The following is a 25,422-nucleotide window of genomic DNA, read 5'->3' as shown; positions in this document are numbered from 1 at the left end:
TCAAGATCACGGCTGCCGACGGTAGAAACACCACACGCCTCAGCGCAACCGCCAAATCCCCAGCTCAATCACCCTGTGGCAGGCAATCGCAACACGGGAACTAAGCGGGGAGAATGTGGCGCAGCATGTGCTGGTGCATCTTCGGGATCCGTAGTTCGGCGGTCTCGGCCGGGTGCTTGAGCCGCCGCCTCGCCGCGTGCCGGTCCATCCGAGCGCCGCACGAGCTACCTGAGATCGGGCCGTCATCACGCTCCTCGACGGCGCGGTCGATCGCCCGTTGCCACCGTCGGGGTAGCGACACCTGGTCAGCCGGCCAGCGCGGGAACACCTTCAGGTGGGAGTCGGTGTGCAGCCGAGACTGACCCCGGTAACGGCCGAGGTACGCGGCCACCGCGGCCGCCATCAGACGCGGCAACGGTGGACTGGGGTGCTGTCGAGGTAGTCACACCCCACGCTTCGACCAACTGGCGCTGGCCAGGATCGTTGTCGTGCCCGCGCAGGGCGCGGCGCCCACGATTCCGGGTGCAGGGCAGCGGTGCACCTACGGGAGATTCTTCCGAGCGACGACCCGACGCTCGGCATCTCGTCAGCCGGAGCGGTGACCGGTCGGCTCCTCGACCATCTGATGGCCGGCGACCAACTCTGCCCCGTGCCGGATCCCGCGCTGTACGGCGGGAGCCGGCCCCGCACCTACCTGTGGAGAGGAGTGCGGACTTCCGTACAGACGCCTTCGGAGAATGACACCGGCGGCGGCCCGCCGTCGACGTGGGACCGCCCCCGCTGCACGCCCGAACCGGGCCACCGCCGCGGTTTGCCGAGCAACTGCTCCGGCGAACTACGGGGCCTGGACCAGGCCCACCCCGCGGTCGGCCGGGTCGACACCCGGCGCGAATCCGTTCGTCGTCGCGCCGGCGAGCAGCTTGGCGACCACTGCGGCGCGGGCCGTCGTCGCGGGCACTGCGGTGGTCAGGACCTGCTCCCACCACAGCGCGGCGACTCCGGCGACGTGCGGCGCGGCCATGCTCGTGCCGTTGTGGCTGACCAGGCCGCCGCCGAGCCTGGCGGAGACGACGCCGACACCGGGAGCGCTGATGTTCGCGAACGTGTTGGAGAAGGGGGCGACTTGCAGGGCCCTGGCCGGTTGCTGCAGGGCGGCCACCGAGATCACGCCATCAGCGGCTGCCGGCATCTCGACGCCGATCTCGAAGTCCGGGTTCACCTGCCGGCGGCTGGCGTTTCCGGCCGCTGCGACGATCACGCTGCCGTTCTCGAACACCTCTCGGCTACGGATCATCTCCATCAACGCGTCGAAGGCCCGCACGTTCGCCCGGTACGCCTGCAACGCGGCCGACGCGGCCAGATCCGCCGGCATGCCGCCTTCCACCTGCCGCCGTACGAATGCAGGAAGGTCGATCCCGATCGACATCGAGACGACGTGGGCGTTCTGCTCGACCGCCGCCCATTGGATGCCGCTGAGGATCCCGTCGGTGCTGCCGCTGCCGTCGTCGCCCAGGACCTTGCCGATGAGCGCCCTGGTGACCCCGGGCGCCACGCCGATCCGGGTGTCGTCGACGTCGCGTCCGAAGATCGTGCCCGCGCAGTGTGTGCCGTGGCCCTGCTTGTCGCCGTTGCCGGACCCGGTGAAGTCCTTCTGCACCAGCGTGACACCGCTGAACGCCTTGTGCCCGGCGTCGATCCCGGTGTCCAGAACACACACCGTGACGCCCGAACCGGTGAAGGCCGAGACGTCGGCGCCGACCGCCTCGACGCCCCAGGTCGGGCCGGCCGCGGCGGCTTCCGGTTCCGGCTGGTGGCCCTCCATGTCCACCGGCCGGACCAGCGCGATCGGCATGACCGGCGCGATGGCCCGCACCTGCGGATCGCGCGCGAGTGTGCGGATGTCCCGCTTGTCCAGCGACTCGACCTCGATCCTGGCGCTGCTGGGCGCTGCTCCCTCCCGGTCCGAGATCGCGGCCTCGAACGGGCCCGCCACGTTCTGTCGGCTCATATCGCGCAAGATCGTGTACTTTGCCATAACTTGTCCTCGCCTGCTCTACGCGTTCAGCTGGGGCAATCTTGAAAAGAGATAATGCCTACAAAAGGTACAAAAGGCTCGCCTGGTCTGTGTCAGCGGGGCGAGGTCGAGACCCGTTCGTGAGCGAGCGGATCGCGGCAGAGCAGGACGGGCGCGGCACCGGCAGTCGTGCACACTGGGTGGATGGCGAGCGTTGGCTCAGTGCGCATCTTCCACGCCGACGAAGGTTGGGGCGTCATTGACGGGCCGGATGTGCCGGGCGGGTGTTGGGTGCACTTCTCCGTCATTGCCATGGACGGCTATCGAGAGCTGACGGACGGCCGGCATGTCTCATTCCGTTACGAGGCTGCAAGCCAGGACGGCTTCGACTACCGGGCAGTGAAGGTCTGGACGGAGGGTGTCGAGCCGCCCGACGAACCTCGAGCTGAGGGCGGCGGCTCTGCGGTCTACCGCAGCATGCTCACATCGACGTTCGATGCGCCTCACTCGGACGACGCAGCGGGGACGCAGCCGTAGACCGAGCCATGCCGCGGAATGCGTACGTCGCGTTGATCGGTGATGATGCACGCCGTCTCGCGAGGGATGACCGCCTGTCGGAGCTCGCTCACGGCCCGCTGCACCACCGCGCGCGACACGTGCTGGAAGACTCCGGCCCGGTCCGCTGGGTCGACATGCGTGACACCTTCCGAGCTGCCTCGACCGTCGTGGAGTTGCACCCGGAGGTGTTCCGCGGTCTTCTGGACGGATACCACGCAAGCCCCGCCGCGCTGGTTGAGCGGCAAGGTCGCGGCCGGGTGGCTGCGGACCTCGCCGTCGGAAGCGCCCTAGAGTGCGAAGACATGGCGGGGTATCAATTGCGGCCGTTGCGGGCCGGGGACGCGGTCGACGAGCGGCTCGAGCCCGCGGAGTGGTCGCTGGTCGCGGCGGCCGGCGACGGGACCGTCGCCGGGTGGGCCTCGTTGCGGTCGTGGACCGAGGACGACGGGGTGCATCTGTTCCTCACACAGGGGCACGTGCGCGCGGCGCACCGGCGGCGCGGGCTCGGCGGGATGCTGCTCGACGCCAGCGAGGCGGCCGCGGCCCGGCTCGCCGAGCAGCGGCGGCTCAGCGGGACGGTGATGCTCGGCGGCAACGCCGACGACGGCCAGGACGACCGGGCGGCGCTGCTGGCCAGCCGGGGGTACGCACGGATCTTCACGATGGTCTGGATGAGGCGGGACGCTTCGCCCGTACCGCCGAGGGATCTGCCGAAAGGGATCGCCGTGCGGACCGCGACCGTGGACGATGCCGGTGATCTGTGGCGCCTCGCGCAGCGAGCGTGGGCCGGGCGGCCGTTCGTGATCCTGCCCTCGGCCGACCGTCTGCGGGATTGGCTGTGCCGGTCGGACCGGTCGTCGTTCCTGGTGGCGATGTCGGGGGAGCGGATCGCCGGGTTCGTGGCCGCGCACGGCGACGAGATCGAGGACGTCGGCGTCGATCCGGACTTCCAGCGGCGGGGCCTGGCGTCGGCGCTGCTCAGCCGCGTGCTGGCGGATCTCGGCGGCCCGGCCCGGCTGCGGACCGAGGGCCACGATCCGGCGGGCGCCCGCACGTTGTACGAGAAGCTCGGATTCCGGGTGGTGACCAGCCACCACCGTTACCGCAAGCCGCTGTGGTAGGCGGCGCGGGCGGCCGCGATCCGCGGGGCGTGCTCGACCGCCCACTCACCGACCGCGAGGACCAACGGGAGGAGCGAGGCGCCCAGATCGGTGAGGGCGTACTCGACGTGTGAGGCGGTGACACTGCGGCTGACCAGGCCGTCCGCTTCCAGGCTGCGCAGCGTGCGGGTCAGGATGCGGCGGCTGAGCCCCTCGACCGTACGGTCCAGCCGGTTGAAGCCGGCCGGCCCGCCGTCGCGCAGGACGACCAATATCAGGACGTTCCACTTCTCCCCGACGAGCCGCAGCACATCGGTGGCGGTGCACGTCTCGCGATCGGCCGTGGTGACGGGCAGCGGCAGGACCGGTGACATGAATGTGCCTTCTTTCGGGCGCGGCCGGCGTCGTCGACGATCCCAGTATGCGCACTGTGGTGATCGCGGGCGGGACCCGCGGAATCGGCCGGGCCCTGGCATCGTCCCTCGACGGCGACGTGATCGCGCTCGGCAGCGCCGACGCCGACCTCACGTCGGTCGCGCAGACCCGCGCCCTGATCGAACGGCTGCCGGACCGGATCGACGCCCTGGTCCTGTCGGCCGGCCAGTTCTCCCGGAGGAGGATCGTCACGGCCGAGGGGCACGAGCGGACGTTCGCGATCGGCGTGCTGGCCCGGTACCTTCTCGCCGACGGCCTGCGCCCGGCCCTGGAGCGCAGCCCGAACCCGATGATCCTCAACCTGTGCGGGGTCGCCGGCATCCGGGCCGGCCGCGTCCACTGGGATGACCTGACCCTGACCCGGGGCTATTCGCTGCTGACCGCGACGATGCAGGTGGCACGGGCCAACGACCTGCTCGGCGCCGGGTTCGCCGACCACGCTCCGGGCAGCCCGATCCGGTACGTCCTCTACAACCCGCTGTTCGTCGACAGCGGCATGCACCGCCACTTCGACCAGCCGGTACGCACCCTCGTCGGTGGCGCCGCGAAGGTGTTCGGCCAGTCGGTGGAAAGGGCCGCCGTCCCGTTGAAAGCCCTGCTCGACGACCCGCCGACGGCACCGCTGACCGCGCTGCGGCGAGGGCGGACGGTGCCCCTGCCGGACAAGAGCGACGCGGCCCGGCTCTACGACGTGATCCGGGCCGCCCGGGAATGACCCACGGTTGTCATCCGGCTGCCGGCCGGCCTCGTCGGAGCGCCGACCTCACGGGAGAACGACACATCGACGGCAGCGGGCCTCGTACGTGTAGGTGCCGTCGTCGGGCAGTGCCGTCGACGGGGCCAGCTCGCGGATCATCGGCTTGCCGTGCTCCAGCACCTGCGTGTGCGTCGCGTCCAGGCAGCGGCACACGTCGCAGACCGCCCGCCGGTAGATCACCTCGGCCGGCGCCAGCTCGAACAGCGCCCGCACCGGCGCGAACAGCTGCCCCCGGTGGTCGAGGTCGATCCCGGCGACCACCACCCGCACCCCCGAGCGGACCGCCGCCCCGAGGACCGCGATGTCGTCGACGGTGAACATGTGGATCTCGTCGACGCCGATCACCTCGACGTCGCCGTCGGCCGCCCCGGCCAGCGTGTGCACCTTCACCGTCTGCAGGCTGCCGCCCGACCGTGACATGACCGCCGTGTCCCGCCCGTGCCGCGCCGACTGGAACACCCGATGCGGGATGTTCGCATACTGCAACGGCGACAGCAGGCTGATCATCTCCAGCGACTTGCCGCCCTTCATCGGGCCGAGGATCACGGTCAGGTCCATGGCGCACACCGTGCCATCCACCCGGCCGTGCGCCAAATCATGATCGCGGGAGGGTGGCCCACACCACCTTGCCGTCATGGGTGGACTGGCTTCCCCACCGCGTCGACAGCGCGTCCACCAGCAGCATCCCTCGTGGCGCGTCCGGATCGGTCGACGCCCGGCCCGGCAGCAGCGGCACCTGGGCCGAGCCGTCACGGACCGCCAGCAGCAGATAGCGGTGGCTCAACGTCAGCCGCAGGCTCAGCATCGTCCGGGCGTGCACCACCGCGTTCGTCACCAGCTCGCCGGCGATCACCGAGGCCCGGTCGGTCAGATGCGGCAGGGCCCAGCGCAGGCACGCGTCGGCGACCACGTCCCGCGCCCGGCGTGACGCCCCGCTGGCCGGCAGCATCATGTCGCTGATCGTCGGCAGGCGTGGCCCCGGATCGGCGCTCATCGCCGCGTCGACCGTGCCGAACACCGGCAGCCGGCCGTAGCCGCCGCCCTCGAGCAACCGGGACAGCTCCGGAGCGGGCGCCGCCAACAGCAGTGGCGTGCCCGGCCACACCGCGGCCTGCCGGGACACGGCCAGGAAGACCGACGCGGCGGCCGACTCGGCCAGGCCCAGACCGCCCAGATCGAGGACGACCGCGTCGGGCTGCTCCACGAGGCACTTCATCAGGGTCATCCGGACCTGCGGCGCCGACGACACGGAGAGCTGGCCGGTGACTCGCACCAGCAGCCGCGTGCCGATCGACTCGACGTCGCATCGGATGGCCGTCATCCACCCATTGTCGCTCACCGCCGCGCATGGACAACGCCCGGAAGTCGAGCGGTCCGATCATCCGGCGCCGCCGGGCCAGACGGCCGCTGGGTAAGGACACGGAACGGCGCCGCCGCGCTGCACGGTTCGCCGGGTCAAGACACGGAACGGCGCCGCCAGGGACGGCCGCCGGTCGGGACAGCGGCGGGTCAGGACGGCGGCGGGTCAGCCGCCGCGCCGGGATGAGGTGGGAGCGTCGCGCACACCGCCGGACCGGACCGTGGTGACGGCCAGATAGTCCACGAGCTCGGTGACGCGCAGCACCTGGAACACGATCGGGGTCACTCCCTCGACGGACAGCCCGGCCCCGACCTTGTCGGTCAGGGCGCGGCACTCCAGCAGGGCCCGGATCCCGGCGGAGTCGAGGAAGGTCAGCTTGGTGGCGTCCAGCGTGACGTGCGTCGGCACACACCGGTCGACGACGCCGGAGACCGCCTCGGTGACCTGGCGGGTCTCGTCGTAGTCGAACTCACCGATCAGCGCAACCCGGATACAGCCGTCGGAGTCGGCCTCGCCCACCACGACGGTGAGCCGGCTGGTGGCGTGTGCGAACTTCATCTGGACCCCTGTCAGGCACGCGGCGGTAGCCCCTCACTGCTGAAGGTGTCACCGCCACCTTACGCCGCGATGTCCCCGGCGGGCAGTCGACAGGGCGGCCACCGGTCAGTCGAAGTCGTAAACGGTCACCGGGATGTCGCGGGCGCACAGCGCGGCCGTGATCATCGGCTCGATCCGCTCCCACCGGCCGCCCGCCAGCCCGCACCCGATCCGTGGCATGTGCACCGAGGCGCCCAGCTCGGCGGCGTGTTCGGCGACGGTGTGCAGGCAGCGCCCGATCGCGTCGTACCGCACCGGCGGCCCGCCGCTGCCCGTCCGGATGCCGCGCTGCCCGACCATGTTGGCCACCCACACGTCCGGCTGCACCTGTACGAGCTGGGTCGCGCCCAGCCCGAAGTCGTTGCCGGCCCGCTCCCGGTGCCACTGCCGGAACGCTCGTTCCGGCTCCTTCCAGCGCCGGGAGATCGCCACCACGAAACCCTTGCCCCATCCGCCGATGTCGTTCGACACATGCGCGATGATCTTCGGCCCCTTGGCCTGCGGGCTGGTCGCGTCACCCTTGAGGTATCTCACTGCCGACATCCGACGATCTTCGCGTACGCACCACCCGCCCCGCGATCGTGATATCCGCCCGGACCGCGCAGTCGCCGCGCCGGTCCCGGGCTGGCCCAGCGGTGACACAGTGGATGGTCAGAGCATCGCCAACGACTCCGTCTGGGGTGATCGGTGTTGTCAGAGAATCCGCCTACCAAAGCTCCGTGGCTGCCGCCGCGATGGTTCATCCGGACCGCCTGGGTGGTGCACCGGGCCCTCTACCGCGTCACCGGCGGCCGGTTCGCCCTGCAGCGGGCCAGACCGGAGCACTGGGGGACGATGCGTCTCACCGTGACCGGCCGCCGCACCGGCCGCGAACGGCCGGTGATCCTCGCCTACGTCGAGGACGGCCCGAACCTGACCACCCTGGCCATGAACGGCTGGGGCGAGGGCGACCCGGCGTGGTGGCTCAACCTGCAGGCCCACCCGGACGCCCACGTCGTCTGGCCGGACGGCGAGCGCCTGGTCCGGGCCCGTGCCGCCGAGGGCGCCGAACGTGAGCGCCTCTGGACGCTGTGGCGGGAGAACAACAAGGACCTGGAGGCGTACGCGTCGCGCCGGGCCACCCCGACCGCCGTGATCGTCCTGGAGCCCCGGGACGGGTGAGCCCCACTCGGCCCGGCGGGCGCGCGACTCCACTGGCACAGCCGTGCGCCGCTGCCTCCGGGGTCGCGGGTCGCTCGGGCGGGAACGTTCCTGTCATACGGGCGACCTAATATCGGCGCCATGTTGGGAGTGCACTTCGCGATCACCGCGGAGCAGGAGAAGCGGCTGCTCGACGCCGACGGCGACGACGACACGGTCAGTGAGATCATCGGCGACCTCGAGGAGGAGTGGGCCGACGACGCCCTCAAGGTCGACACGGACAAGGCGTGGGACGCGATCCACCGCTGCCTCACCGACGGCTCCCTCGACCCCGAGGCGGGCAGCCCACCGCTCTCGCTGGCCGTCGCGGGCGGCCGTCACCTGCACGACGAGGCGTATGTGGTGCACGTGACCGCCGGCGAGGTGCGCGACGTGGCGGCGGCCCTGCTCGACATCGACGAGCCGTGGCTGCGCGAGCGGTTCGGCGACTTCGACGACGACTACGCCGGGGCCGCCGACGAGCAGGACTTCGCGTATACCTGGTCCAACCTCGCCGACCTGCGGGATTTCTACCAGCGCGCCGCAGCCGCGGGCCGTGCCGTCATCTTCACCGCGATGTGAGCGAGGCACCGTGACGAGTTGGCAGATGTCCGCGGTGGCCGCCTTCGTCAGGCTCACCCGGCGGCGCAACTACGAGACCGAGCAGGCGGGGCTGCGCAACCTCGCGCGCCCCAAGGGCCCTTCGCAGCCGCCCGCGGCGATCCGGCGGAGGTTCGCGGTGAGCACCACCCGTGACCACGGCTTCGACGTGCACCGCGTCCGCCCGCACGGCGACGACACCGGCATGACCGTGATCTACCTGCACGGCGGGGCCTACACGAGCGAGATCGTCCGCCAGCACTGGTCACTGATCGACCACATCGCCGACGGCACCGGCCACGAGGTCGCCGTCCCGATCTACGGCCTGGCCCCCGCCCACCACGGTCTGCAGGCGCTGGAGCTCGTGACCGCCGTGATCGCCGCCGAGACGGCCCGCGGCCGCCGCTGCTATCTGGCCGGCGACTCGGCCGGCGGCGGTCTGGCCCTGCTGGCCGCCCAGGCGGTCGCCGGCACGGCCGGGGGAGTGGCCGGCGTGACCGCGATCGCCCCCTGGCTGGACCTGTCGATCAGCAACCCCGAGGTCGACCGGGTGGAGCCCCACGACCCGTGGCTGCGCCGTCCCGGTCTGCGCCCGCTGGCCGACGCCTGGGCCGGCGGCATCCAGCTACAGGATCCGCGTCTGAGTCCGCTCTTCGGCGACCTGACCCGCCTGCCACCGCTGCAGATCCTGGTCGGCACCCGCGACATCACCCTGCCCGACTGCCGCCTGCTCCGCGACCGGCTGCCGTCCTCGGTGCCCCTGACCTACCACGAGGAGCGGGGCGCCGTGCACGTCTATCCACTGCTCCCCGTCCCCGAGGCCCGCGCCGGCCGCCACGCGATCATCGCCCACATCCGCGCCTCGACCGCCCGATGACCGCATTCGCCCAGGCACGGGCCGACACGTCCCTGATCGTGGTCGAAGGTCCCCTCCGGGAGCGCCAGAGGGTAGCCTGTGACGGCCAGGCCCGGCCCGGGCTCCGACCGCCACGCCATCGACCTTTGGGTATATGAAGACTGCGCAGACCAGCGGTGACCAGGTGCGGCACCGGCTTCAGACGGTGCTTGTCGGCGTGCTCGAACGCACCCGGCTCATGCAGGGGCAGCCCGGCCGCCAGCTCCTCGTCGAGCAGCTCCGGGACCGCCTCGGCCAGTTCCCGCTCCGCGAGCACGCCGAGTTGCGGTTGCAGACGGCCGAGCTGGTGCGCGCCTGCCGCAAGCTCACCGACGGGCTCCAGATCCTGGTGGAGACGGTCGAGCACCTGGAGCCCGGCACCGAGGAGGTCGTCCAGCTGCGGCGCCTGCGTGACGAGTGGGAGGCGGCCGAGGTCCTCACCCCGGACGACTGGACCCGGTTGCGCCCGCTCCTGGAGACCCTCACGCCCACCAATCTGACCGTTCTCTACCAGCGCGCCACCGAGCACCGCTCGCCCGGCCCACCCTCCTGGTGCTCCAACGCCTGGCAGGCGTTCGTGCACCTCGCCGGGCAGAACGCCGGGCCCGACGGGCTGCCGCCCAGCATGGCCTTCCTGGCCCTGCTCGAGGACCAGGTCGACGCGCAGGGCAAACGGTCGATCAGGCTCCGCAACGACCGGCTGGCCACCGATCAGAAACTGACGGCGGAGCTGGCACACCGGCGGGCCCACCTGGAGCGCGGCGGCGAGCAGCCGATGGACACCACCTCGTACCTGGTGGTTCAGATCGAGCCGCACCTGGACCCGGGCGGCGGCGACGACATGTATGCGTTGTCGCACTTCCGGCAGTGGTATGGGGCAGATTCCTGGCATTCTCGGCGGGGAGAGCCCCTCCTGGTCCGCCTCAGCGACCTGGAACGCGAGGTGGAACGCTTGATCGAGCAGATGGAGATCGACTGGGCGGCCCGGACCGGCACCGTGGTGGTGGAGTTCGTCCTGCCGTGGGAGTTGCTCAACGTCGGGGTCGACCGCTGGCGCAAGGAGACCGGCAGCTCACGGCCGATCGCACTGGCCATGGACTACCCCGTGGTGGTGCGCTCGCTCGAGCGTCTGCGCACCCAGCGCTGGCATCGCGCCTGGAACCAGCGCTGGCGTCAGCTCCTCACCGCCCCCGCCCAGAGCGTCGTCTACTGGAGCCATCCCAGCGGCAAGGACTACTTCACCCGGCTGGAGGCGGAGCTGAAAGCCGACGACCGGGTGGTGTCGCTGGTCCTGAGCGAGCCGCCGGCACAGATGGGCGCGACCGGCCAGCTGGAGATCGAGGCGGCCCTTCGTGCCGGGCTGCCGGTGATCATCTGGCATCGCGGGGACTGTACCAGCGCCGAGTTCCGGGAAGCGGTCACCGGTCTGGTCACCGACGGAGGCATAGGACAACTGCCGCAGCGTGCGAAAGAATTGCGGCATCAGGCGCTTCGGCTCGAACCCGATCTCCGGGACGGTCACATCGGCCACCGGCTGACCATCCTCTGGGACGACCCGGTGCGCAGGCCCGACACGCTCGGCGCTCCGGACCGCGGGACGGGGGAGACCTGGTGACCGGGGACGACACGGCGGAGACCTGGGAGGCGATCTCCCGGGCGCTGCGACCGCTGTCCCGGTGGCGTGTGACGGTGCTGGTCGACGCCGGGCCGTCGATGGCGGTGTGGCGTGACACCGTCGACCACGGCGTGGCGGTGCTCCGCGCCCACGAGGACCTGAGTGATGTCGAGGTGGTGCCGTTCGACACCGCCTCGGCCGAGGTGACCCTGCCGTCCGGGCAGATCGACGTCGACGGGCGGATCGTGCTGGTGCTGACCGACGGCACCGGCGCCGCCTGGCACGCCGGGGCGATGCAGCCCCTGCTGCGCGCCTGGGGCCGCCGCGCCCCGATCGCCATCCTGCACCTGCTGCCCCAACTGCAGTGGTACAGGACCGGGATCCGGCCGCGCCGGCTGCGCCTGTGGCAGCCCGGGTCCCAGCGCGCGGGCGCCAACGCCGGCCTGGCGTGGGAGATGCACAACCCGGTCCCCGACGTCCTCGACGAGCCCGAGCCGGTCGGCGGTGACCCGGTCCCGGTGCCCGTCCTCGAGCTCGACGCCCGGTGGCTCGCCGCCTGGGTGCGGCTGGTCACCGGCGGCGAGGCGCAGCTGCCCGCGGTGCTGGCCGCCGACCGGCGCCCGGACACCGTCGTGCCGCCGTGGATGGACGCCGCCACCACCGCGCGGATGCGGGTCCGCGAGTTCACCGCATGGGCCACCCCCACCGCGGTCACCCTCGCCACGCAACTCGCCGCGGCCCCGCTCAACCTGGCGGTGATGCGCTGGGTCCAGCGGGCGCTGATCCCGGACTCGGAGACGTCACACCTGTCCGAGATCCTCAACAGCGAGTTGCTGCACCCGGTCGACCCCTCACCCGGCGCGTCCGACAGCGCCGAGGTCACCTACGAGTTCCACCGCGGCGTCCGGGAGGAGCTGCTCGCGGCCGGTCGCCGGGCCGACGCGGTACGCGTGTTGCGGGTCGTCGACGAGCAGTTGGGCGCAACGGTCCCGGCGGTCCGCGGGCTCCGCCGGATGCTCGACGACCCGGACGCCACACCGATGCCGCCGGTGACGCCGGAGACCGCCCCGTTCGTCCGGGTCGAGCAGGCGGTGTGCCACGCCCTGTCCGGCCCCTACCTGGCTCGTGCGCGCCATCTGCACGAAGCGCTCGGCTTCGACGCGGACACGCCGTCCGCCACTACTACGGAGAGCACGCCCGCTGTGACAATGGGACAGACGGGCGCCGATGACCGGACAGCAGGAGGAGCGGCAGTGTCGAGCAGGGTGTCGGAAGTGGCTGCACCACCGAGAACACCGGCCGGCGCGCCCGTCATCTGGGGTAGCGTCCCGCCTCGCAACCCGAACTTCACCGGCCGGGAGACCCTGCTGGACCACCTGCACGAGCAGATGCGGGTGGGCACCACCGCGGTCCTGCCGCACGCGCTGCACGGCATGGGCGGCGTCGGCAAGTCCCAGCTGGCCGTCGAGTACGTCTATCGCCACCAGGACGAGTACGACGTGATCTGGTGGATCCCGTCGGAGCGGCCGGCCCAGATCGGCAACGCGCTGGCCGAGCTCGCCCAGCGACTGCAACTACCGGTCGGCCTCGAGGCGAACGCGGCGATCCCGGCCGTCCGCGAGGCACTGCGCCTCGGTCAGCCGTACCCCAACTGGCTCTTGATCTTCGATAACGCGGAGAGCCCGGAGGCGGTGCGCCGCTACTTCCCCAACGGCGGTCCCGGCCGCATCATGGTCACCTCGCGTAACCCGCAGTGGTCCAACATCGCCCGTCAGCTCGAAGTCGACGTCTTCGCCCGGCGGGAGAGCGTCGAGCTGCTGCGCCGTCGCGGCCCGGAGCTCAGCGACCACGACGCGGGCCGGCTGGCCGAGGCGCTCGGTGACCTGCCGCTGGCGTTGGACCAGGCTGCGGCGTGGCGGGCCGAGACGGGCATGCCCACCGACGAGTATCTGCGGCTGTTCGAGGAGAAGCGCACCGAGCTGCTCGAAGTGTCGGTCCCGCTCGACTACCAGCTGCCGGTCGCCGCCGCGTGGAACGTGTCGCTGGACCGCCTCGCCGAGTCCAGCCCCGGCGCGCTGCGGCTGCTGCAGGTGTGCTCGTTCTTCGCCCCGAGCCGATCCCGCGGACCCTGTTCAGCCGCGGCCGGGCCAGCAACGTCCACCCCGAGCTGGACGCCGTGCGCCGCGACCCGATGCGCCTCAACCGGGCCATCCGCGAGATCAACCGGTATGCACTGGCCAAGATCGACCACCGGACCAACTCGATCCAGATGCACCGCCTCGTCCAGGCGGTTCTGATGGACCGCCTCGACGACACCGAGCAGACGTCGATGCGGCAGAGCGCGCACCTGATGCTCGCCGACGGCGACCCCAACGACCCCAACTCGCCGGACACCTGGCGGGCCTACGCCGATCTGTACCCGCATGCCATGCAGGCACAGGCGTTCCGCTCCACCGACCCGTGGGTGCAGCAACTGGTCGACAACCTGTCCCGCTACCTTTACTGGTGGGGCGACCACCGGGCCGCGTTCGACCTGGCCGACCGCGCCTACGAGGCCCGCCGCGACCAGCTCGGCGCCAACGATCCGTCCACGCTGCGGATGGGCCACTGGATGGGCTGGCTGCTGTTCGTCCTCGGCCGGTTCACCGAGGCGGCCCAGCTCAACGAGCAGGTGCTCACCGCGTACCAGGAGATCGTCGACGAGGACAACGAGGACCTACTGCGCGCCCTCGGGGCCGTCGCCGCCGACCGCCGGGTCGCCGGCGACTTCAAAGGCGCCCTGGAGCTGGCCGAGGACATCTACCAGCGGCACGTGCGCGCCCTCGGCCCCGATGACGTGGAGACCATCACGGCCGGTCACAACCTCGCCGTGAGCCTGCGGCTCTCCGGCAACCTGCAGCGGGCCTCCGACATCGACCAGCAGAACCAGGAACTGCGCATCCAGCTCTACGGCACCGACCACCCGATCACCCTGGAGAGCACCCGCAACCTGATCACCGACCGGCGCGAGCTCGGCGACTACGTGGGCGCCCGCGCCGCGGCCCAGGCCGTCGCCGACCAGCTGCGCCACCAGCTCAGCCCCGGCCACCCCCAGACCCTGCGGGCGATGCGGACCCTCGCGGTGGCGCTGCGCAAGGCCGGCGACCACCAGGCCGCCCGGCAGATCTCCGAGGAGGTACGCGACGGGTTCCTCACCCGCTACGGCGAGGACCACCCGGACACCATCGCCGCCTCGCTCAACCTCTCCAGCGACCTGCGCGAGACCGGCGACCTCGACGGCGCGGCCGAGCTCGGCGAGCGGGTGTACGGCAGCTACCAGCGTCTCCTGGGCAACGACCGGCACCCGCACACGATCGCCGCCCGGCTCAACTGGGCGGTCACCGAGCGGATGCGCGGCAACGTGGCCCAGGCGCGACGGATGGACGAGGAAGGCTTCGCCCAGCTGCGCGAACAACTCGGCGACGACCACCCGCTCACCCTGGCCGCGGCGCTCAACCTCGCGAGTGATCTCTACTCCGAAGGGCTTTACGAGCAGGCGTACGCGCGCGACGTCGACGCCACGTCACGGTTGTCGCGCGTGCTCGGACCGGAGCATCCGACCACCCTCGCCGGATACGGAAACCTCGCCAGCGACCTGCTCAAACTCGGCCGCGAGAGGGACTCCGCGGAGACGCACGCGCGAACCGTGGCGGCGTTCCAGCGGATCCTCGGCGACGATCACCCGGCCACGGCCGCCGCCATCGACCTCGATCGGCGGGCCAACTGCGACATGGACCCGCTGCCCCTGTAGACATCCCACCCCGATCCGGCCCGTCACCCTCGGCCGGACGGATTGCCCCGCCCGTCACCCTCGGCCGGACGGATTGCCCCGCCCGTCACCCTCGGCCGGACGGATTGCCCCCGGCCCGCCCGGCGCTGTGCGGCCCGCGTTCGCTGTGCGGCCCGCGTTCGCTGTGCGGCCCGCGTTCGCCCTTTGGCCCCGGCTCGGCCTGGCTCGGCTCGGCCTGGCTCGGCTCGGCCTGGCTCGGCTCGGCCTGGCTCGGCTTGGCTGGCCTGGCCGGTTCGGCCTGACCCGGGTTCGGCCCGGGTCGAGTCGGTTCGCTCGGCATTTGGGGGACGGCTTGGTCCTGGTTGATGGGGCCGACCGGGCCCTCGCCGCCCGGACGCGCAGGGGCCGTGATGCAGGGTGGCCGGGTGTTGCCGGCTCGGGCCGGCGTTTGCGGGGCGGCCCGTCAGGCAGGCCCAATCCAGGCGGCCAGCTTCTCCAGGTCGACGGCTCCGCCCGAGCTGCGGAGCGCCTGATGCACCGCTCGTACCAGCTCTGGGCGGGTCTGCAACGCCTCCGCGGCCGGGCCGGTGAGGATCAGCCCGAGCCCGGCCCAGGCGCCCGGCCGGTCGGAGCCCGCCGACAGCTCGGCCAGGTATCCGTGCCGCGCGGCGTCGTGGTCGCCCGCCACCAGGGCGAGATCGGCGGCCCCGGCCCCGGTCACGACGTCGCCGACCGCTTCCGGATCGTCGCTGAGCCGCTCGAACCCGGCCGGGTCGGTCAGCCGCCACAGCTCCAGGACCGCACGTGCGTCCAGCCCGCGAGCGGCCGGGTCGGCCTGCAGGACCGTAGCGATGGCGTGCGAGGGCGGCTCCGGACGGGCGGCGCCGGCGGTCCAGGCCTCCGCGTATGCCGTGACCACCTCGGCCGGTGGCTGGAGGTGGTGCAGGCGCCACCGGCCCCGGTGGTCGGCGACGGCGTCGTGGGCCGCGGCGAGCGGCCGCGCGGGGACGCTGTCGGCCTGCCACTGCTCGGCGGTCGCGGTGAGGCCGTCCACGAGCCGCCGGCCGACCTCGGTCAACTGCGGCAGCCGGGCCACCATGGTCAGGATGGTGGCCACCTGACGGCGCCACCGGGCGAACTCGAAATGGGCCAGCGCCGCCGCGCTGTCGGTGGCCCCGTGGCGGAAGGCTCGCCAGAACTCGGTGATGCCCGCGAACGCGTACACCCCCTGGAGCAGCCCGCCCAGGGGCCGCGGGTCGTCGCGCCAGGGTGCGTACAGTCGCTGGTCGGGCTCGCCGCTGTGCAGGGGCGCCAGGTGCAGCAGAGCCCCGAGCTTGATGTGCTGGAACTCGTGGACCATGGTCACCGCGAGCTCGGTGGCGTCCCGGGGCTCCGACATGATCATGCTGCCGAAGGCGTCGCCGGCCGACGCGCTCATCGTGCGGAACCGTTCGGCCGGCGGCTGCGGCACCACCGAGAACAGGCCACGGGCCATCGGTGAGGCGAGCGCCGGGCCGTGGTGGACGAGCAGCTCCCACGCCTGGGCGAGCAGACCACGCCAGTGATCGAGCTCCGCTTCGCTCAGCGACCGCGGTGGGGTCGGGCCGCGCAGATTCCGGTACGGGTCGAGGCAGTCCAGCCGGACCGCGAGGGTGTGCCCGCCGGCCCGGAGATGCACGGCGGGCATCGGCTGCCACCCGTCGCCGCCGATCCGCACGGCGCCGGCGGGAGTGTCGACGGCACCGTCCCCACCGGACCCCCGCACCTCGGTGTGGCCCCACTGCTCCGCTCCCGGCACCGGAACGGCCCCGAGTGTGGGCAGCACCACGAATCCGTCCCGGACCACAACGGTGATGCGGAAGTCGAGGCCGGCCCGCAGCGCCGCCACGGCGGCCAGGCCGTGCAGGTAGCCGAGGTCCACCCACAGTGGCGCCTGAGAGCGGGCGGTGCCGCGCAGGCGCCGCAGCGTGTAACCGGCCCAGACGCCCGCCTGCGGGTGCAGCAGCAGGTCGCCGACTCCGGCCGGGTCGTGCCGCTCGGCCTCGATGAGCAGGTCCCAAGCGGTACGGACGGGCGGGAGCGGACCGGTGTCGTGGACGGGCCCGACCTGGTCGAGCAGGGCGCGCAACTGCAGGAGACGCCAGCTGCGCTCGACGGCGAGGAGCTGGTCGACCGTGCTCGCGTCGCCGCCGCCGGAGGCGAGGGCGCTCATGTGCCGCTGGTCGAGCCGATGTTGGGGGGCGACTGGTTCACGGCGCCGTCATTGCCCATCCAGAAACTCCGACCCAATCATCTCAGTCAATGCGTTGAGGATTGTAGCCGCTGGTGATGCTTTCGGGATCATCGATGCGCTGCAATAGGCGCCGCATGGTCGGCGCGAGGATCCGCTCGTCATACGTGGGCAGATCGGCGAGGGTCACCTCCGTGAGGTCTACCAGGTCCGACTCGATGTCGTCGATCGATCGGCTCACTGCCGGCGTCTCCTCACGTCGTTACGGGTCCCGTACCGAACATTTTCCACCCGGCTTCGGCCCGGACCGAATGTTCACTCATCATGTCGCACGCGGTGACGATCCCGGAAGCGGTATGCGGCGCGACCGGCACCACCTCGGGCACCCATCGGAGTTGCCCGCCCACGGTAGGTTGTCAACCATGTCCCAGCGCCTCGGGGTCGTGTTCGTGCACGGATTCCTGTCGTCGGCGGCCACGTGGTCGGCGTTCCTGCACCTGATCGAGGACGATCCCGATCTCGCGTCGTACGAGACGGACGCCTTCGCCTATCCGAGTCCACCGGTCTCGCTGAATCCGCTGCGCCGGATCCCCGACATCGACGACGTCGCCGACAGCCTGCGCACCCATCTGACCCACGACCTGGCCGACCACACCGGACTCGTCCTGGTCGCGCACAGCCAGGGCGGTCTCGTGGTGCAGCGCATGCTGGCCCGTGCGCTTGCGGCAGGCAGAGGACCCGAGCTGGCCCGCATCCGCCGCGTCGTGCTCTTCGCCTGCCCCAACTCCGGCTCCGACCTGGCCCTGCTGCTGCGCCGCGGCCTGTGGCGGCACCCGCAGGAGCGTGACCTGCGCCCGCTCGGCCAGGCCATCACCGAGGCCCACCGGACCGTCCTCAACCAGGTCGTCCACGCCACCACGGTCACCGCCACGACCTGCCCGATCCCGATCGCCGCCTACGCCGGCGAGAGCGACGGCGTGGTGACACCCGTCTCGGCCCGCAGCGTCTTCCCCGAGACCGGGGTGCTGCCCGGCGACCACTTCACGATCATCAAACCCGACTCGCCCGAGCATCGCTCCTACGTGGCCCTGAAACGGCATCTGAAGGAGGCGCTGTCCATGCCCGACGACCGGGTGCCACCGACCCCGGCCCGGCCGGCCGCCGATCTGTACCGCGTGCTGGTGGACCACCTGCTCGACGTGCCCCGGATGACCGAGCCGGCCTTCCGCGACCAGGTCTACGAGCTGCTGCCGCCGGTGATCGTGCACCAGCTCCGTCGCGACAACGCCGCCCGGCTGGAGCTGTTCGCCCTCGTCCGCAGTTTCGAGCACTACCGCCATCTGAGGCCGTGGGACGCCCTCGCGAACGCCCTGGAGACGCTGGTTCCCGGCCATCCGGCGGTCACCGCGGTGCTCGGCACGCTGACGGCCGCCGGTCTGTGCGGCCCGCCGGCGACCTGACCCGTCCGTGGGGACCCCTGGCCCGGCCGAGCCCGCAGACTCGACCGGGCCCCCTCGATCCGACCGAGCCCCCCTCGGCCTGACCGATCCCCTGGATCCGGCCGCACCCCTTCGGGGCGGCCGCGCTGTGTGGCCTCAGCCGATGGGGGCCGTCCCGCAGGCCGGGGCGAGCGAGCGGCGCTTGTTGAACGCCGCCGTCACCGCGGTGGCGGCGGTCGCGGTCACCGCGGCCTCGACGAGTTTCACGACGTCGTCGTGGGAGAGGTCACCGAGCTCGTCGGCGAACTCGGAGACCAGGTCGAGGACCCGGTCGGAGACGTCCGCGGTGACTCCGATCAGGCCGATCAGAATCCTGTCCATCAGGTCAGCGTCGATCACATCAGCTCCTTGGAACGGTGAATGTGCGATGCCCCGGCGCATCATGGCCGGCGGTGCAGGTGACAGCCGGTCGTGGTCAGCGGCTGAACCAGCCACTGACCCGGTAACCGGTCACGAAACAGAGGCGACGGGCGGGCGGCCCGGCCGCTATACAGAAATCACGGATGAACCGTCGGCGATCCGCGGGAGGACAACACCGCGAGCACCGGCACACTGCCCTCGGTGACTCCACCCCGGACCATCGATGTGATGATCCAGTTCGCCTTCTCATCCGGTGTCATGTACAGAAGGAGGGGCCAGTGTCCACCCTGATACATCCGGATGCCGGTGAAATCGTGGCCGATCTCGTCCCGCCCGCCGGTGACGCGCGGCTCCCCGAGATCGCCGAGGAGGCGATGCGGCTCGTCCACATCGATCCGCGGGTGGCGAAGGGGCAGGCGCTGCGGCTACGGGCGGCGGCCCGCCGGGTCGGGGACGCCGGGGCCGAGTCGGCGGCGGAGCGCGTGCTCGGGCTGGCGGCCAGGGAGAGCAACCGGATGCGCTCGGCGGCACTGCACCTGCGGCGGGCCGTCGCGGTCGCCGACCAGGCCGGGCTCGCGGTGCCCGCGGCCCGCGCCCGGATGACGCTGGCCCTGGTGCGCGCCGACCAGGGCGACATCCCCGGCGCGGTACGACTGGGCGAGGCCGCGGCGGCGTACCTCGAAGGCCTCGAAGCCGCCCGGCTGCGTCATCAGCTCGCCGTCGTGGCCCAGCGGCAGGGGCTGCTGGAGGAGGCCCTGCGCGAGTACGGCCGGGCGCTGGCGGTGTTCCGGCGCGAAGGCGACCGGCTGTGGCAGGCGAAGGTCCTCAACAACCGGGGGGTCCTGCAGGCCTACCGTGGGCGGCCCGGCCCGGCGGAGACGGACCTGCTGCGCGCCGAGGAGCTGTACGCCGAGCTCGGGCAGGACCTCGCCGTCGCCGACGTCCGCTGGAACCGTGGTTTCGCCGCCGGGCGGGCCGGGCGGGTCGTCGCCGCGCTCACCCATCTGGCCGCGGCCGAGGAGCACTACGTCCGTAACAACCTCTCCGCCGCGCTGATCATGATGGACCGCTGTGACGTGCTGCTCTCCGCGGGCCTGCACGAGGAGGCGCGGGAGGTGGCAGCCGCGGCCGTGCGCGAGCTCGCCGGCCGCCGGATGGCCGCCGACCTGGCCGAAGCCCGGCTGCTGCTGGCCGCCGCCGCGCTGGCCTGCGGGGAGACGACCGAGGCGCGCAAGGCGGCGCGACTGGCCGGGCGGGCCTTCGACCAGCAGGGACGGCCGGGGTGGGCGGCGGTGGCGCGGTACATGCTGATCCGTACCGACTGGGCCGCCGGACGGCACGGGCCGGACCTGCAGCGCGCCGCCGTGGCCGGCGCCGAGGAGCTGCGGGCCGGAGGCTGGGCGGTGGCGGCGGCCGACGCGGCGCTGATCGCCGCCCGGTGCGCGCTGGCCGCCGGCCGGACCGCCGAGGCCACCGAGCTGCTGCGGCACACCGGCCGGACGCGAGGGGCGGGCAGCCCGGCCGCTCAACGGGTCAGCGCCTGGCACGCCGAGGCTCTGCTGCGGATCGCGGGCGGGGACCGCCGGGGAGCGGCCGCGGCGCTGCGGGCGGGACTGCGCGCCCTGGACGAGCACCGGCTCACGCTCGGCGCCACCGAGCTGCGGGTGCACGCCGCCGAGCACGGGCTGGAGCTGGTGCGTACCGCCATGGAGGCCGCCGTGGCGGACGGCTCGGCGCGGGCGCTGCTGACCTGGGCCGAGCGTGGCCGGGCGGCCGCGCAGCAGGCCCGGCCCGCCTACCCGCCGGCCGACGACGGGTTCGCCGCCGAGATCGCCGAGCTGCGCGCGGTGGCCGCCGAACGCGAGCAGGCCCTGGCTGAGGGACGCGACGCCCGCCGCCACAGCCAGCGCCAGACCCAGCTGGAACGCTCCATCCGCGAGCGGGCCCGCCGCGCCCGCCCCGGCGTCACCGAGGGACATTCGGCCGGGAGCCCGACGGCCGGGAGCCCGACGGCCGGAACGGACGACCGCCTCAACGAGGTGCCTGCGGCCGGGACCCCGACGGCCGGGACGGACGACCGCCTCGCCGAGGGGCGTCCCGCCCCCGCTCCGGCGGCCGGTGTGGGTGACCGGCTCATCCGGCAGGGACGCCGGGGAGACGTGGCGGGCAGCTCGATGGTTCGGGGCGTGGGGGAGGGCCGCGGGGCGGCCGGGGCAGTCGGCCGCCCCGCGAACCCGGTATCGGGACGCCGGGCCGGGATCACCAGGACACGAACGGCCGGATGGGACATTCCCTCGCTGGCCTCATGCCTCGGGGACCGGGCGCTCGTCGAGCTGATCACCGTCGGGGACGTGCTGTACGCGGTGGTGCTGGCCGGCGGCCGGCTCACCCGGCACGAGCTCGGCCCGGTCACGGCGGTGGACGCCGAGGTGCGCGGGCTACGGTTCGCGCTGCACCGGATGTCGCTGCGGCCCGGCGGGTCGGGGGTGGGCGGGGAGCGGCTCGACGCGGTCCTGCTGGGGCCGCTGCGGGACCGGATCGGGGACGCCGACCTGGTCATCGTGCCGTCGGGGCGCTTGCACGGCGTACCGTGGCGGCTTCTTCCTCTCTGCCGGGATCGGACCGTCGCGGTGGCGCCGAGCGCCGCCGCCTGGCTGCGGGCCGTCACCGCCGAGGCGTCGGGTGACGCGACGGTCCTGGTGGCGGGCCCGGGACTGCCCGGCGCGGCGGACGAGATCACCGCACTTTCCGGACGGTACGGCGCGACGTCCGCCCTGCTCGGCGCCGACGCGCGAGTGTCGGCGGTGCTGCGGGCCATGGACGGCGCCGGGCGTACGCACATCGCCGCGCATGGCACCTTCCGGGCCGACAACCCGCAGTTCTCGGCGCTGCGCCTGGACGACGGCCCGTTGACCGTCTACGACTTGGAGAGTCTGCGCAGGCCACCGGGCCTGGTGGTGCTGTCGGCGTGTGACTCTGGCATGTCCACCGTGCACCGCGGCGACGAGATCATGGGATTCGCCGCCGCGCTGCTGGCGATGGGCACCCGCTCGGTGATCGCCACCGTCGCCCCCGTGCGCGACGGTGCCGCCCGCGACGTGATGCTGCGCCTGCACGAGCATCTGCGCTCCGGGAGGTCACCGGCCACCGCTCTGGCCGAGGCCCAGCGGGAGTCCGGCGACGACCCGGCCGCCGCCGCGTACGTCTGCTACGGAGCCGGTTGACCGGCCCGCGTGGCCGGCGTCCCGACCGACGGAACCGGGTGACCGACCCGCGTGGCCGGCGTCGCGACCGACGGAGCCGGTTGACCGGCTCCCGTGGCCGGCGTCCCCGGCCGCGGGGCCGGGTGATCGATCAGCGGAGCATGCTGATCGGTCACTGCAGGATGAAGCCGGTCGGCGCTGGAATGTACCGTCCGTAGCCGGGGAACGTCCGCTGGGAGCCCCCGAGCAGCCGCTGGGCCGCCTCCGCGCACGTCTCCTTCTCCGTGGTGTTCGCCGCGATCTGCGCCGCCACGAACGGTGTCGCGAACGACGTGCCGCTCCACGCGACAGCCCCGGTGAAGTCGACCGGGTTGGTCCCGTAGGTCCAGGTGCCGAAGACGTACGGCGCATGCACCCGCACGCCCGGAGCACACGCGGTGATCCAGTCGCCGGTGTTGCTGAACGTCGCCGGGACCTCGCCGGCGGTGCCGGTGGTGTCGATGGCCGCCACCGAGATCACCCCGGGCCGGCTGGCCGGATAGAAGTTCGGTGTCGCCGCGTCCACGTTGCCGGCCGCCGCGACCACGACCGTCCCGGCCGGCAGGTCGTCGAGGACGGCCTTCAGCGCCAGCGGCTCGTCGTCGCCGACGTAGGTGCCGCCCAGCGACATGCTGATGATCTCCGCGCCGGCGTCGCGGGCCCGCAGGATCCCGGCGGCGAGAGTCCACTCGTCGGCGATCCCGTGCACGTTGAGCACCTGAATGGAGGTCAGGTGCGCGCGCCGGGCGTACCGCGCGACGATCCCCGCCGCCGCCGTGCCGTGACCGCCCATCAGGCCGATCCGCCGCACCGCCGGATTCTCGTAGACGGCGTCCGGCTCGTGCCGGCCGTGCCGTTGATGCTGGTAGAAGACCGGAAGCGTCATCGCCGCCGGGTCCAGGCCGGTGTCGATGACCGCGACCCGCACCACACGACTGTCCGTCACCGTCCCGCTGACCTCCGGATGCGGCGCCGGTGCCGGGTCGGTGGCCGTCCCGCCGTGCAGTTTCGGCTGCCCGGTGATCGGGATGGCGTTGGCCGCGAACACGTGGTTGAGCCCGACCCGGGGGCTGTTGCCCAGCGTTCGGAGCTGACCCACCACCCCGGGCACGGCCGTCGGGTCGTCACCCATCTCGGGCAGCACGTACCGGTGAACATATTCGTCGATCCCGTCCGGGGCCTCGGTCCGCTGCGCGCCCAGGCCCCGCATGGCGCCGCGGACCATTCCGGCATCGTCGGCGGCCACCAGGATCTCATTGGCCATGTAGTAGGTGTTGCCAGTACGCCGGACTCGTGGATCAAGCGCCCACGGGTTCGGGAAACCGGTCTCTCCGGGCATCGTCGTCTCGCTTTCTCGCGGTCAGCCGAGCGCCACCCAGCCGGTGACGATCGGCGCGGATTCGGTGCCCCGGAGCCGCAGCCGGATCGACCGCACGCTGGGCAGGTCACTGTAGAACCTGCCCGCCGTGTCGATCGGCCGGCGGACGGCGCCCCCGTCGTGGAGCAGCTCCGCCTCGGTGTGCCCGGCCGGCTCGACGAAACCGTCGACCTCGAACCCGGTCGCGGTCCGGGAGAGGCCGAGGTGCACGCGGATGCCGTCCGGCCCGGCCGGACCGAACACCAGCATCCGAACGTCGTCCGGTCCCCGGGTGAGGACCTCGGCGTCGGTCAGCGAATCCCATTCCAGATCGGCGAAGTCCTCACCGTCGGAGCGGAACGCGAACGCGGCGACCGCATACCGTGCCACCTCGGGTGGCATCGGGTCCATACGTGCGATCAGTGCGCTCAGTGCCGCGTCCACATTCATGGCGTCGGCCCCCTCCTCGGACGGCGGCAGGTCTTCGTCACCAGTCATGACCCTGCTCCGCCGGCTCTGATACATCCGCGAGTTTGCGAAGCTTCTCCAGGCAGCGCCGCCGGGTCGGGCCCAGGTAGCCGATCGGCACACCCAGGGCGGCGGCGGCGTCCGCGTACGAGGGTGGCGGCTGGCCCATCAGGACCCGCAGCAACCGCTGGCAGTTGTCGCCGAGCTGGTTGAGCGCCTGCCACAGCCGGCCGGCCAGAGCGTCGCGCCGGCCCTCCTCGTCGGCGGCGACGGCGATCTCCTCCGGCGACTCGTCCTCGCGGGCCGGGCCGATCCACGCCAGATCGCCGGTCGGCACGGTCCGGTTGCGGGCGGCGAGCACCCGCAGCGACTCGCGGCGTGCGGTCGTGGACAGCCAGGCGCCGGCGTGGCCCGGGTCGGTCAGCTTGTCCAGGGAGCGGGCGAACCGCTCCCACGTGGTCTGGCTGACGTCCTCGGCGTCGGCGCGGCCCAGCCGATAGGCACGGGCCACCGACCAGACGAGTCCCGCGTACGTCTGGACCAGCTCCTCCCAGGCCGACGCGTCACCGGCTGCCGCACCCCGTACCAGCGCCGCCGTCTGCTCAGGCTCCATCGAGCCCTCCTTCGGTCGTTCCGCGTGACCCGTACCGCCATGAAACGATTTCATGGAATGGTCGGTCGATCAGTATGCCGTGGACGCCGGACGCTAGTTGCTCCAGTGGCCCCGCGCGCCGGGCATCGCCGCGTAGAGATCGTCCAGTGCGGCTGCGGACTGCGCGCTGACCCAGAGCCACACCCCGTCGTCGCCGTGGGTGCGCAGCAACCGGCCGGGCGCGGAGTACCAGCGGACGGGCGACTCCTCGACGTCGATCCACATGGGCAGGTCGGGCAGTGGCAGCCGGTCGAAGACGGCCAGCGCGGGCCCGGCCACCTCGGGCGGCAGCTCGGCGGCGTTGCAGAGCTCGAAGTCATGCTCCTGCACGACGGTGGTCAGGGCGATGTCGACACAGGCCAGAGACACCCGATCGACGTACGCCTCCCACCCGCCCCCGGTGTTGATCACGACCGGCGGATCGTCGCGGCCGGCCACGTCGAGCGGCACACCCCACGCCGTCTCGGTGATCTCCGGGTCGGCCCAGTGGAAGACCAGCACGTCGTCCTCCACGTCCGGCCCGCCGCCGTCGAGGACGGTCCCGAGCGCGTACGCCTCCCGCAGCGCCGCCGGAAGCGGCCGGTCGAACGAGCACGGTGAACCGGTCAGCCCCCATGCCTCCGTGAACAGGCGCAGGAACTCCCACACCCCGGCCCGGTCGCCGATCCGCGGTCGCAGCCCGGCTGCCGTGTCGAACATGGCCCGGATCCTACGATCAGACGATCCGATCAAACG

General features: G+C 72.4%; 23 protein-coding genes and 1 pseudogene. 10 read left to right on the top strand and 14 right to left on the bottom strand.

Going from position 1 to position 25,422, the window contains the following annotated elements:
• Positions 1–100 precede the first annotated feature (100 nt).
• Both ACQPZW_RS25075 and ACQPZW_RS25070 read right to left on the bottom strand, forming a co-directional pair.
• Positions 101–415, bottom strand: coding sequence for a hypothetical protein (locus tag ACQPZW_RS25075; protein WP_433788466.1), 315 nt, complete (start codon positions 413–415; stop codon positions 101–103).
• Between the two features lie 420 nt (positions 416–835).
• Positions 836–2,008, bottom strand: coding sequence for a S8 family peptidase (locus tag ACQPZW_RS25070; protein ID WP_433788465.1), 1,173 nt, complete (start codon positions 2,006–2,008; stop codon positions 836–838).
• A gap of 210 nt (positions 2,009–2,218) precedes the next feature.
• On the opposite strand from ACQPZW_RS25070, the gene ACQPZW_RS25065 reads away from it, so the two are divergent.
• Entirely contained in the window at positions 2,219–2,551 is a 333-nt protein-coding gene (locus ACQPZW_RS25065) for a cold shock domain-containing protein (protein WP_433788464.1), read from the top strand.
• A 323-nt stretch (positions 2,552–2,874) separates the two neighbouring features.
• Positions 2,875–3,693: a GNAT family N-acetyltransferase gene (locus ACQPZW_RS25060; RefSeq protein ID WP_433788463.1), complete on the top strand. Its 819-nt coding sequence runs from the start codon at positions 2,875–2,877 to the stop codon at positions 3,691–3,693.
• Here the strand turns inward: ACQPZW_RS25060 and ACQPZW_RS25055 are convergent.
• On the bottom strand, positions 3,672–4,046 hold the full coding sequence (locus tag ACQPZW_RS25055) for a winged helix-turn-helix transcriptional regulator (protein ID WP_433788462.1): 375 nt from the start codon (positions 4,044–4,046) through the stop codon (positions 3,672–3,674). The genes ACQPZW_RS25060 and ACQPZW_RS25055 overlap by 22 nt on opposite strands.
• Before the next feature lie 47 nt (positions 4,047–4,093).
• Here ACQPZW_RS25055 and ACQPZW_RS25050 point away from each other — a divergent pair, with 47 nt between their 5' ends.
• Positions 4,094–4,822, top strand: coding sequence for a short-chain dehydrogenase (locus tag ACQPZW_RS25050; protein WP_433788461.1), 729 nt, complete (start codon positions 4,094–4,096; stop codon positions 4,820–4,822).
• A 48-nt stretch (positions 4,823–4,870) separates the two neighbouring features.
• On the opposite strand, the gene ACQPZW_RS25045 is transcribed toward ACQPZW_RS25050, so the two are convergent.
• From ACQPZW_RS25045 to ACQPZW_RS25030, 4 genes are all read right to left on the bottom strand, one after another.
• A complete protein-coding gene (locus ACQPZW_RS25045; RefSeq protein ID WP_433788460.1) occupies positions 4,871–5,422 on the bottom strand; it encodes a thymidine kinase in 552 nt (183 codons plus the stop codon).
• Positions 5,423–5,459: 37 nt separating this feature from the next.
• Positions 5,460–6,185 (bottom strand): STAS domain-containing protein, encoded by a 726-nt coding sequence (locus tag ACQPZW_RS25040; protein WP_433788459.1) that lies wholly within the window; start codon positions 6,183–6,185, stop codon positions 5,460–5,462.
• 204 nt (positions 6,186–6,389) lie between these two features.
• Positions 6,390–6,782, bottom strand: a complete 393-nt coding sequence (locus ACQPZW_RS25035) for an STAS domain-containing protein (protein ID WP_433788458.1) — start codon at positions 6,780–6,782, stop codon at positions 6,390–6,392.
• Between the two features lie 105 nt (positions 6,783–6,887).
• Positions 6,888–7,364 (bottom strand): macro domain-containing protein, encoded by a 477-nt coding sequence (locus tag ACQPZW_RS25030; protein ID WP_433788457.1) that lies wholly within the window; start codon positions 7,362–7,364, stop codon positions 6,888–6,890.
• 147 nt (positions 7,365–7,511) lie between these two features.
• Between ACQPZW_RS25030 and ACQPZW_RS25025 the strand changes: the two genes are divergently transcribed.
• From ACQPZW_RS25025 to fxsT, 5 genes and pseudogenes are all read left to right on the top strand, one after another.
• Positions 7,512–7,982 (top strand): nitroreductase/quinone reductase family protein, encoded by a 471-nt coding sequence (locus ACQPZW_RS25025; protein WP_433788456.1) that lies wholly within the window; start codon positions 7,512–7,514, stop codon positions 7,980–7,982.
• 120 nt (positions 7,983–8,102) lie between these two features.
• Complete coding sequence (locus ACQPZW_RS25020) at positions 8,103–8,582, top strand: YfbM family protein (protein WP_433788455.1); 480 nt, start codon at positions 8,103–8,105, stop codon at positions 8,580–8,582.
• A 10-nt stretch (positions 8,583–8,592) separates the two neighbouring features.
• Entirely contained in the window at positions 8,593–9,477 is an 885-nt protein-coding gene (locus ACQPZW_RS25015) for an alpha/beta hydrolase fold domain-containing protein (RefSeq protein WP_433788454.1), read from the top strand.
• Positions 9,478–9,610: 133 nt separating this feature from the next.
• Positions 9,611–11,110: an effector-associated domain 2-containing protein gene (locus tag ACQPZW_RS25010; protein ID WP_433788453.1), complete on the top strand. Its 1,500-nt coding sequence runs from the start codon at positions 9,611–9,613 to the stop codon at positions 11,108–11,110.
• A gap of 98 nt (positions 11,111–11,208) precedes the next feature.
• A pseudogene (fxsT, locus tag ACQPZW_RS25005) lies at positions 11,209–14,900 on the top strand (FxSxx-COOH system tetratricopeptide repeat protein).
• A 442-nt stretch (positions 14,901–15,342) separates the two neighbouring features.
• Here the strand turns inward: fxsT and ACQPZW_RS25000 are convergent.
• The gene (locus ACQPZW_RS25000) at positions 15,343–17,091 is read right to left on the bottom strand and encodes an HEXXH motif domain-containing protein (RefSeq protein WP_433788452.1); all 1,749 of its coding nucleotides are present in this window, start codon (positions 17,089–17,091) and stop codon (positions 15,343–15,345) included.
• 82 nt (positions 17,092–17,173) lie between these two features.
• On the bottom strand, positions 17,174–17,350 hold the full coding sequence (locus ACQPZW_RS24995) for a hypothetical protein (protein ID WP_433788451.1): 177 nt from the start codon (positions 17,348–17,350) through the stop codon (positions 17,174–17,176).
• A 181-nt stretch (positions 17,351–17,531) separates the two neighbouring features.
• Here ACQPZW_RS24995 and ACQPZW_RS24990 point away from each other — a divergent pair, with 181 nt between their 5' ends.
• Positions 17,532–18,569: an effector-associated domain 2-containing protein gene (locus ACQPZW_RS24990; protein WP_433788450.1), complete on the top strand. Its 1,038-nt coding sequence runs from the start codon at positions 17,532–17,534 to the stop codon at positions 18,567–18,569.
• Positions 18,570–18,704: 135 nt separating this feature from the next.
• Here the strand turns inward: ACQPZW_RS24990 and ACQPZW_RS24985 are convergent, their stop codons facing one another.
• Complete coding sequence (locus ACQPZW_RS24985) at positions 18,705–18,947, bottom strand: hypothetical protein (protein ID WP_433788449.1); 243 nt, start codon at positions 18,945–18,947, stop codon at positions 18,705–18,707.
• A gap of 335 nt (positions 18,948–19,282) precedes the next feature.
• Between ACQPZW_RS24985 and ACQPZW_RS24980 the strand changes: the two genes are divergently transcribed.
• Positions 19,283–22,192, top strand: a complete 2,910-nt coding sequence (locus tag ACQPZW_RS24980; RefSeq protein ID WP_433788448.1) for a CHAT domain-containing protein — start codon at positions 19,283–19,285, stop codon at positions 22,190–22,192.
• 151 nt (positions 22,193–22,343) lie between these two features.
• Here the strand turns inward: ACQPZW_RS24980 and ACQPZW_RS24975 are convergent, their stop codons facing one another.
• The 4 genes from ACQPZW_RS24975 to ACQPZW_RS24960 form a co-directional block, all read right to left on the bottom strand.
• Positions 22,344–23,549: a S8 family peptidase gene (locus tag ACQPZW_RS24975; protein ID WP_433788447.1), complete on the bottom strand. Its 1,206-nt coding sequence runs from the start codon at positions 23,547–23,549 to the stop codon at positions 22,344–22,346.
• Between the two features lie 21 nt (positions 23,550–23,570).
• Positions 23,571–24,065: a hypothetical protein gene (locus ACQPZW_RS24970; RefSeq protein ID WP_433788446.1), complete on the bottom strand. Its 495-nt coding sequence runs from the start codon at positions 24,063–24,065 to the stop codon at positions 23,571–23,573.
• Positions 24,055–24,648, bottom strand: a complete 594-nt coding sequence (locus tag ACQPZW_RS24965; protein ID WP_433788445.1) for an RNA polymerase sigma factor — start codon at positions 24,646–24,648, stop codon at positions 24,055–24,057. Before ACQPZW_RS24965 ends, ACQPZW_RS24970 begins: the two co-directional genes overlap by 11 nt.
• Positions 24,649–24,741: 93 nt before the next feature.
• Complete coding sequence (locus ACQPZW_RS24960) at positions 24,742–25,386, bottom strand: hypothetical protein (RefSeq protein ID WP_433788444.1); 645 nt, start codon at positions 25,384–25,386, stop codon at positions 24,742–24,744.
• Between the last annotated feature and the right edge of the window lie 36 nt (positions 25,387–25,422).

It is taken from the genome of Actinoplanes sp. CA-252034, from assembly GCF_050956125.1.
Lineage (GTDB): Bacteria > Actinomycetota > Actinomycetes > Mycobacteriales > Micromonosporaceae > Actinoplanes.
This window is presented reverse-complemented; position numbering and strand designations above follow the sequence as displayed.

Coding starts and splice junctions, on each gene's coding strand:
- ACQPZW_RS25055 (WP_433788462.1), bottom strand. CDS start 4,046: ATGTCACCGGTCCTGCCGCTGCCCGTCACCACGGCCGATCGCGAGACG.
- ACQPZW_RS25070 (WP_433788465.1), bottom strand. CDS start 2,008: ATGAGCCGACAGAACGTGGCGGGCCCGTTCGAGGCCGCGATCTCGGAC.
- ACQPZW_RS25050 (WP_433788461.1), top strand. CDS start 4,094: ATGCGCACTGTGGTGATCGCGGGCGGGACCCGCGGAATCGGCCGGGCC.
- ACQPZW_RS25030 (WP_433788457.1), bottom strand. CDS start 7,364: ATGTCGGCAGTGAGATACCTCAAGGGTGACGCGACCAGCCCGCAGGCC.
- ACQPZW_RS24970 (WP_433788446.1), bottom strand. CDS start 24,065: ATGACTGGTGACGAAGACCTGCCGCCGTCCGAGGAGGGGGCCGACGCC.
- ACQPZW_RS25020 (WP_433788455.1), top strand. CDS start 8,103: ATGTTGGGAGTGCACTTCGCGATCACCGCGGAGCAGGAGAAGCGGCTG.
- ACQPZW_RS25040 (WP_433788459.1), bottom strand. CDS start 6,185: ATGACGGCCATCCGATGCGACGTCGAGTCGATCGGCACGCGGCTGCTG.
- ACQPZW_RS25010 (WP_433788453.1), top strand. CDS start 9,611: ATGAAGACTGCGCAGACCAGCGGTGACCAGGTGCGGCACCGGCTTCAG.
- ACQPZW_RS25065 (WP_433788464.1), top strand. CDS start 2,219: ATGGCGAGCGTTGGCTCAGTGCGCATCTTCCACGCCGACGAAGGTTGG.
- ACQPZW_RS24990 (WP_433788450.1), top strand. CDS start 17,532: ATGTCCCAGCGCCTCGGGGTCGTGTTCGTGCACGGATTCCTGTCGTCG.
- ACQPZW_RS25035 (WP_433788458.1), bottom strand. CDS start 6,782: ATGAAGTTCGCACACGCCACCAGCCGGCTCACCGTCGTGGTGGGCGAG.
- ACQPZW_RS24960 (WP_433788444.1), bottom strand. CDS start 25,386: ATGTTCGACACGGCAGCCGGGCTGCGACCGCGGATCGGCGACCGGGCC.
- ACQPZW_RS25045 (WP_433788460.1), bottom strand. CDS start 5,422: ATGGACCTGACCGTGATCCTCGGCCCGATGAAGGGCGGCAAGTCGCTG.
- ACQPZW_RS25000 (WP_433788452.1), bottom strand. CDS start 17,091: ATGAGCGCCCTCGCCTCCGGCGGCGGCGACGCGAGCACGGTCGACCAG.
- ACQPZW_RS25060 (WP_433788463.1), top strand. CDS start 2,875: ATGGCGGGGTATCAATTGCGGCCGTTGCGGGCCGGGGACGCGGTCGAC.
- ACQPZW_RS24975 (WP_433788447.1), bottom strand. CDS start 23,549: ATGCCCGGAGAGACCGGTTTCCCGAACCCGTGGGCGCTTGATCCACGA.
- ACQPZW_RS24965 (WP_433788445.1), bottom strand. CDS start 24,648: ATGGAGCCTGAGCAGACGGCGGCGCTGGTACGGGGTGCGGCAGCCGGT.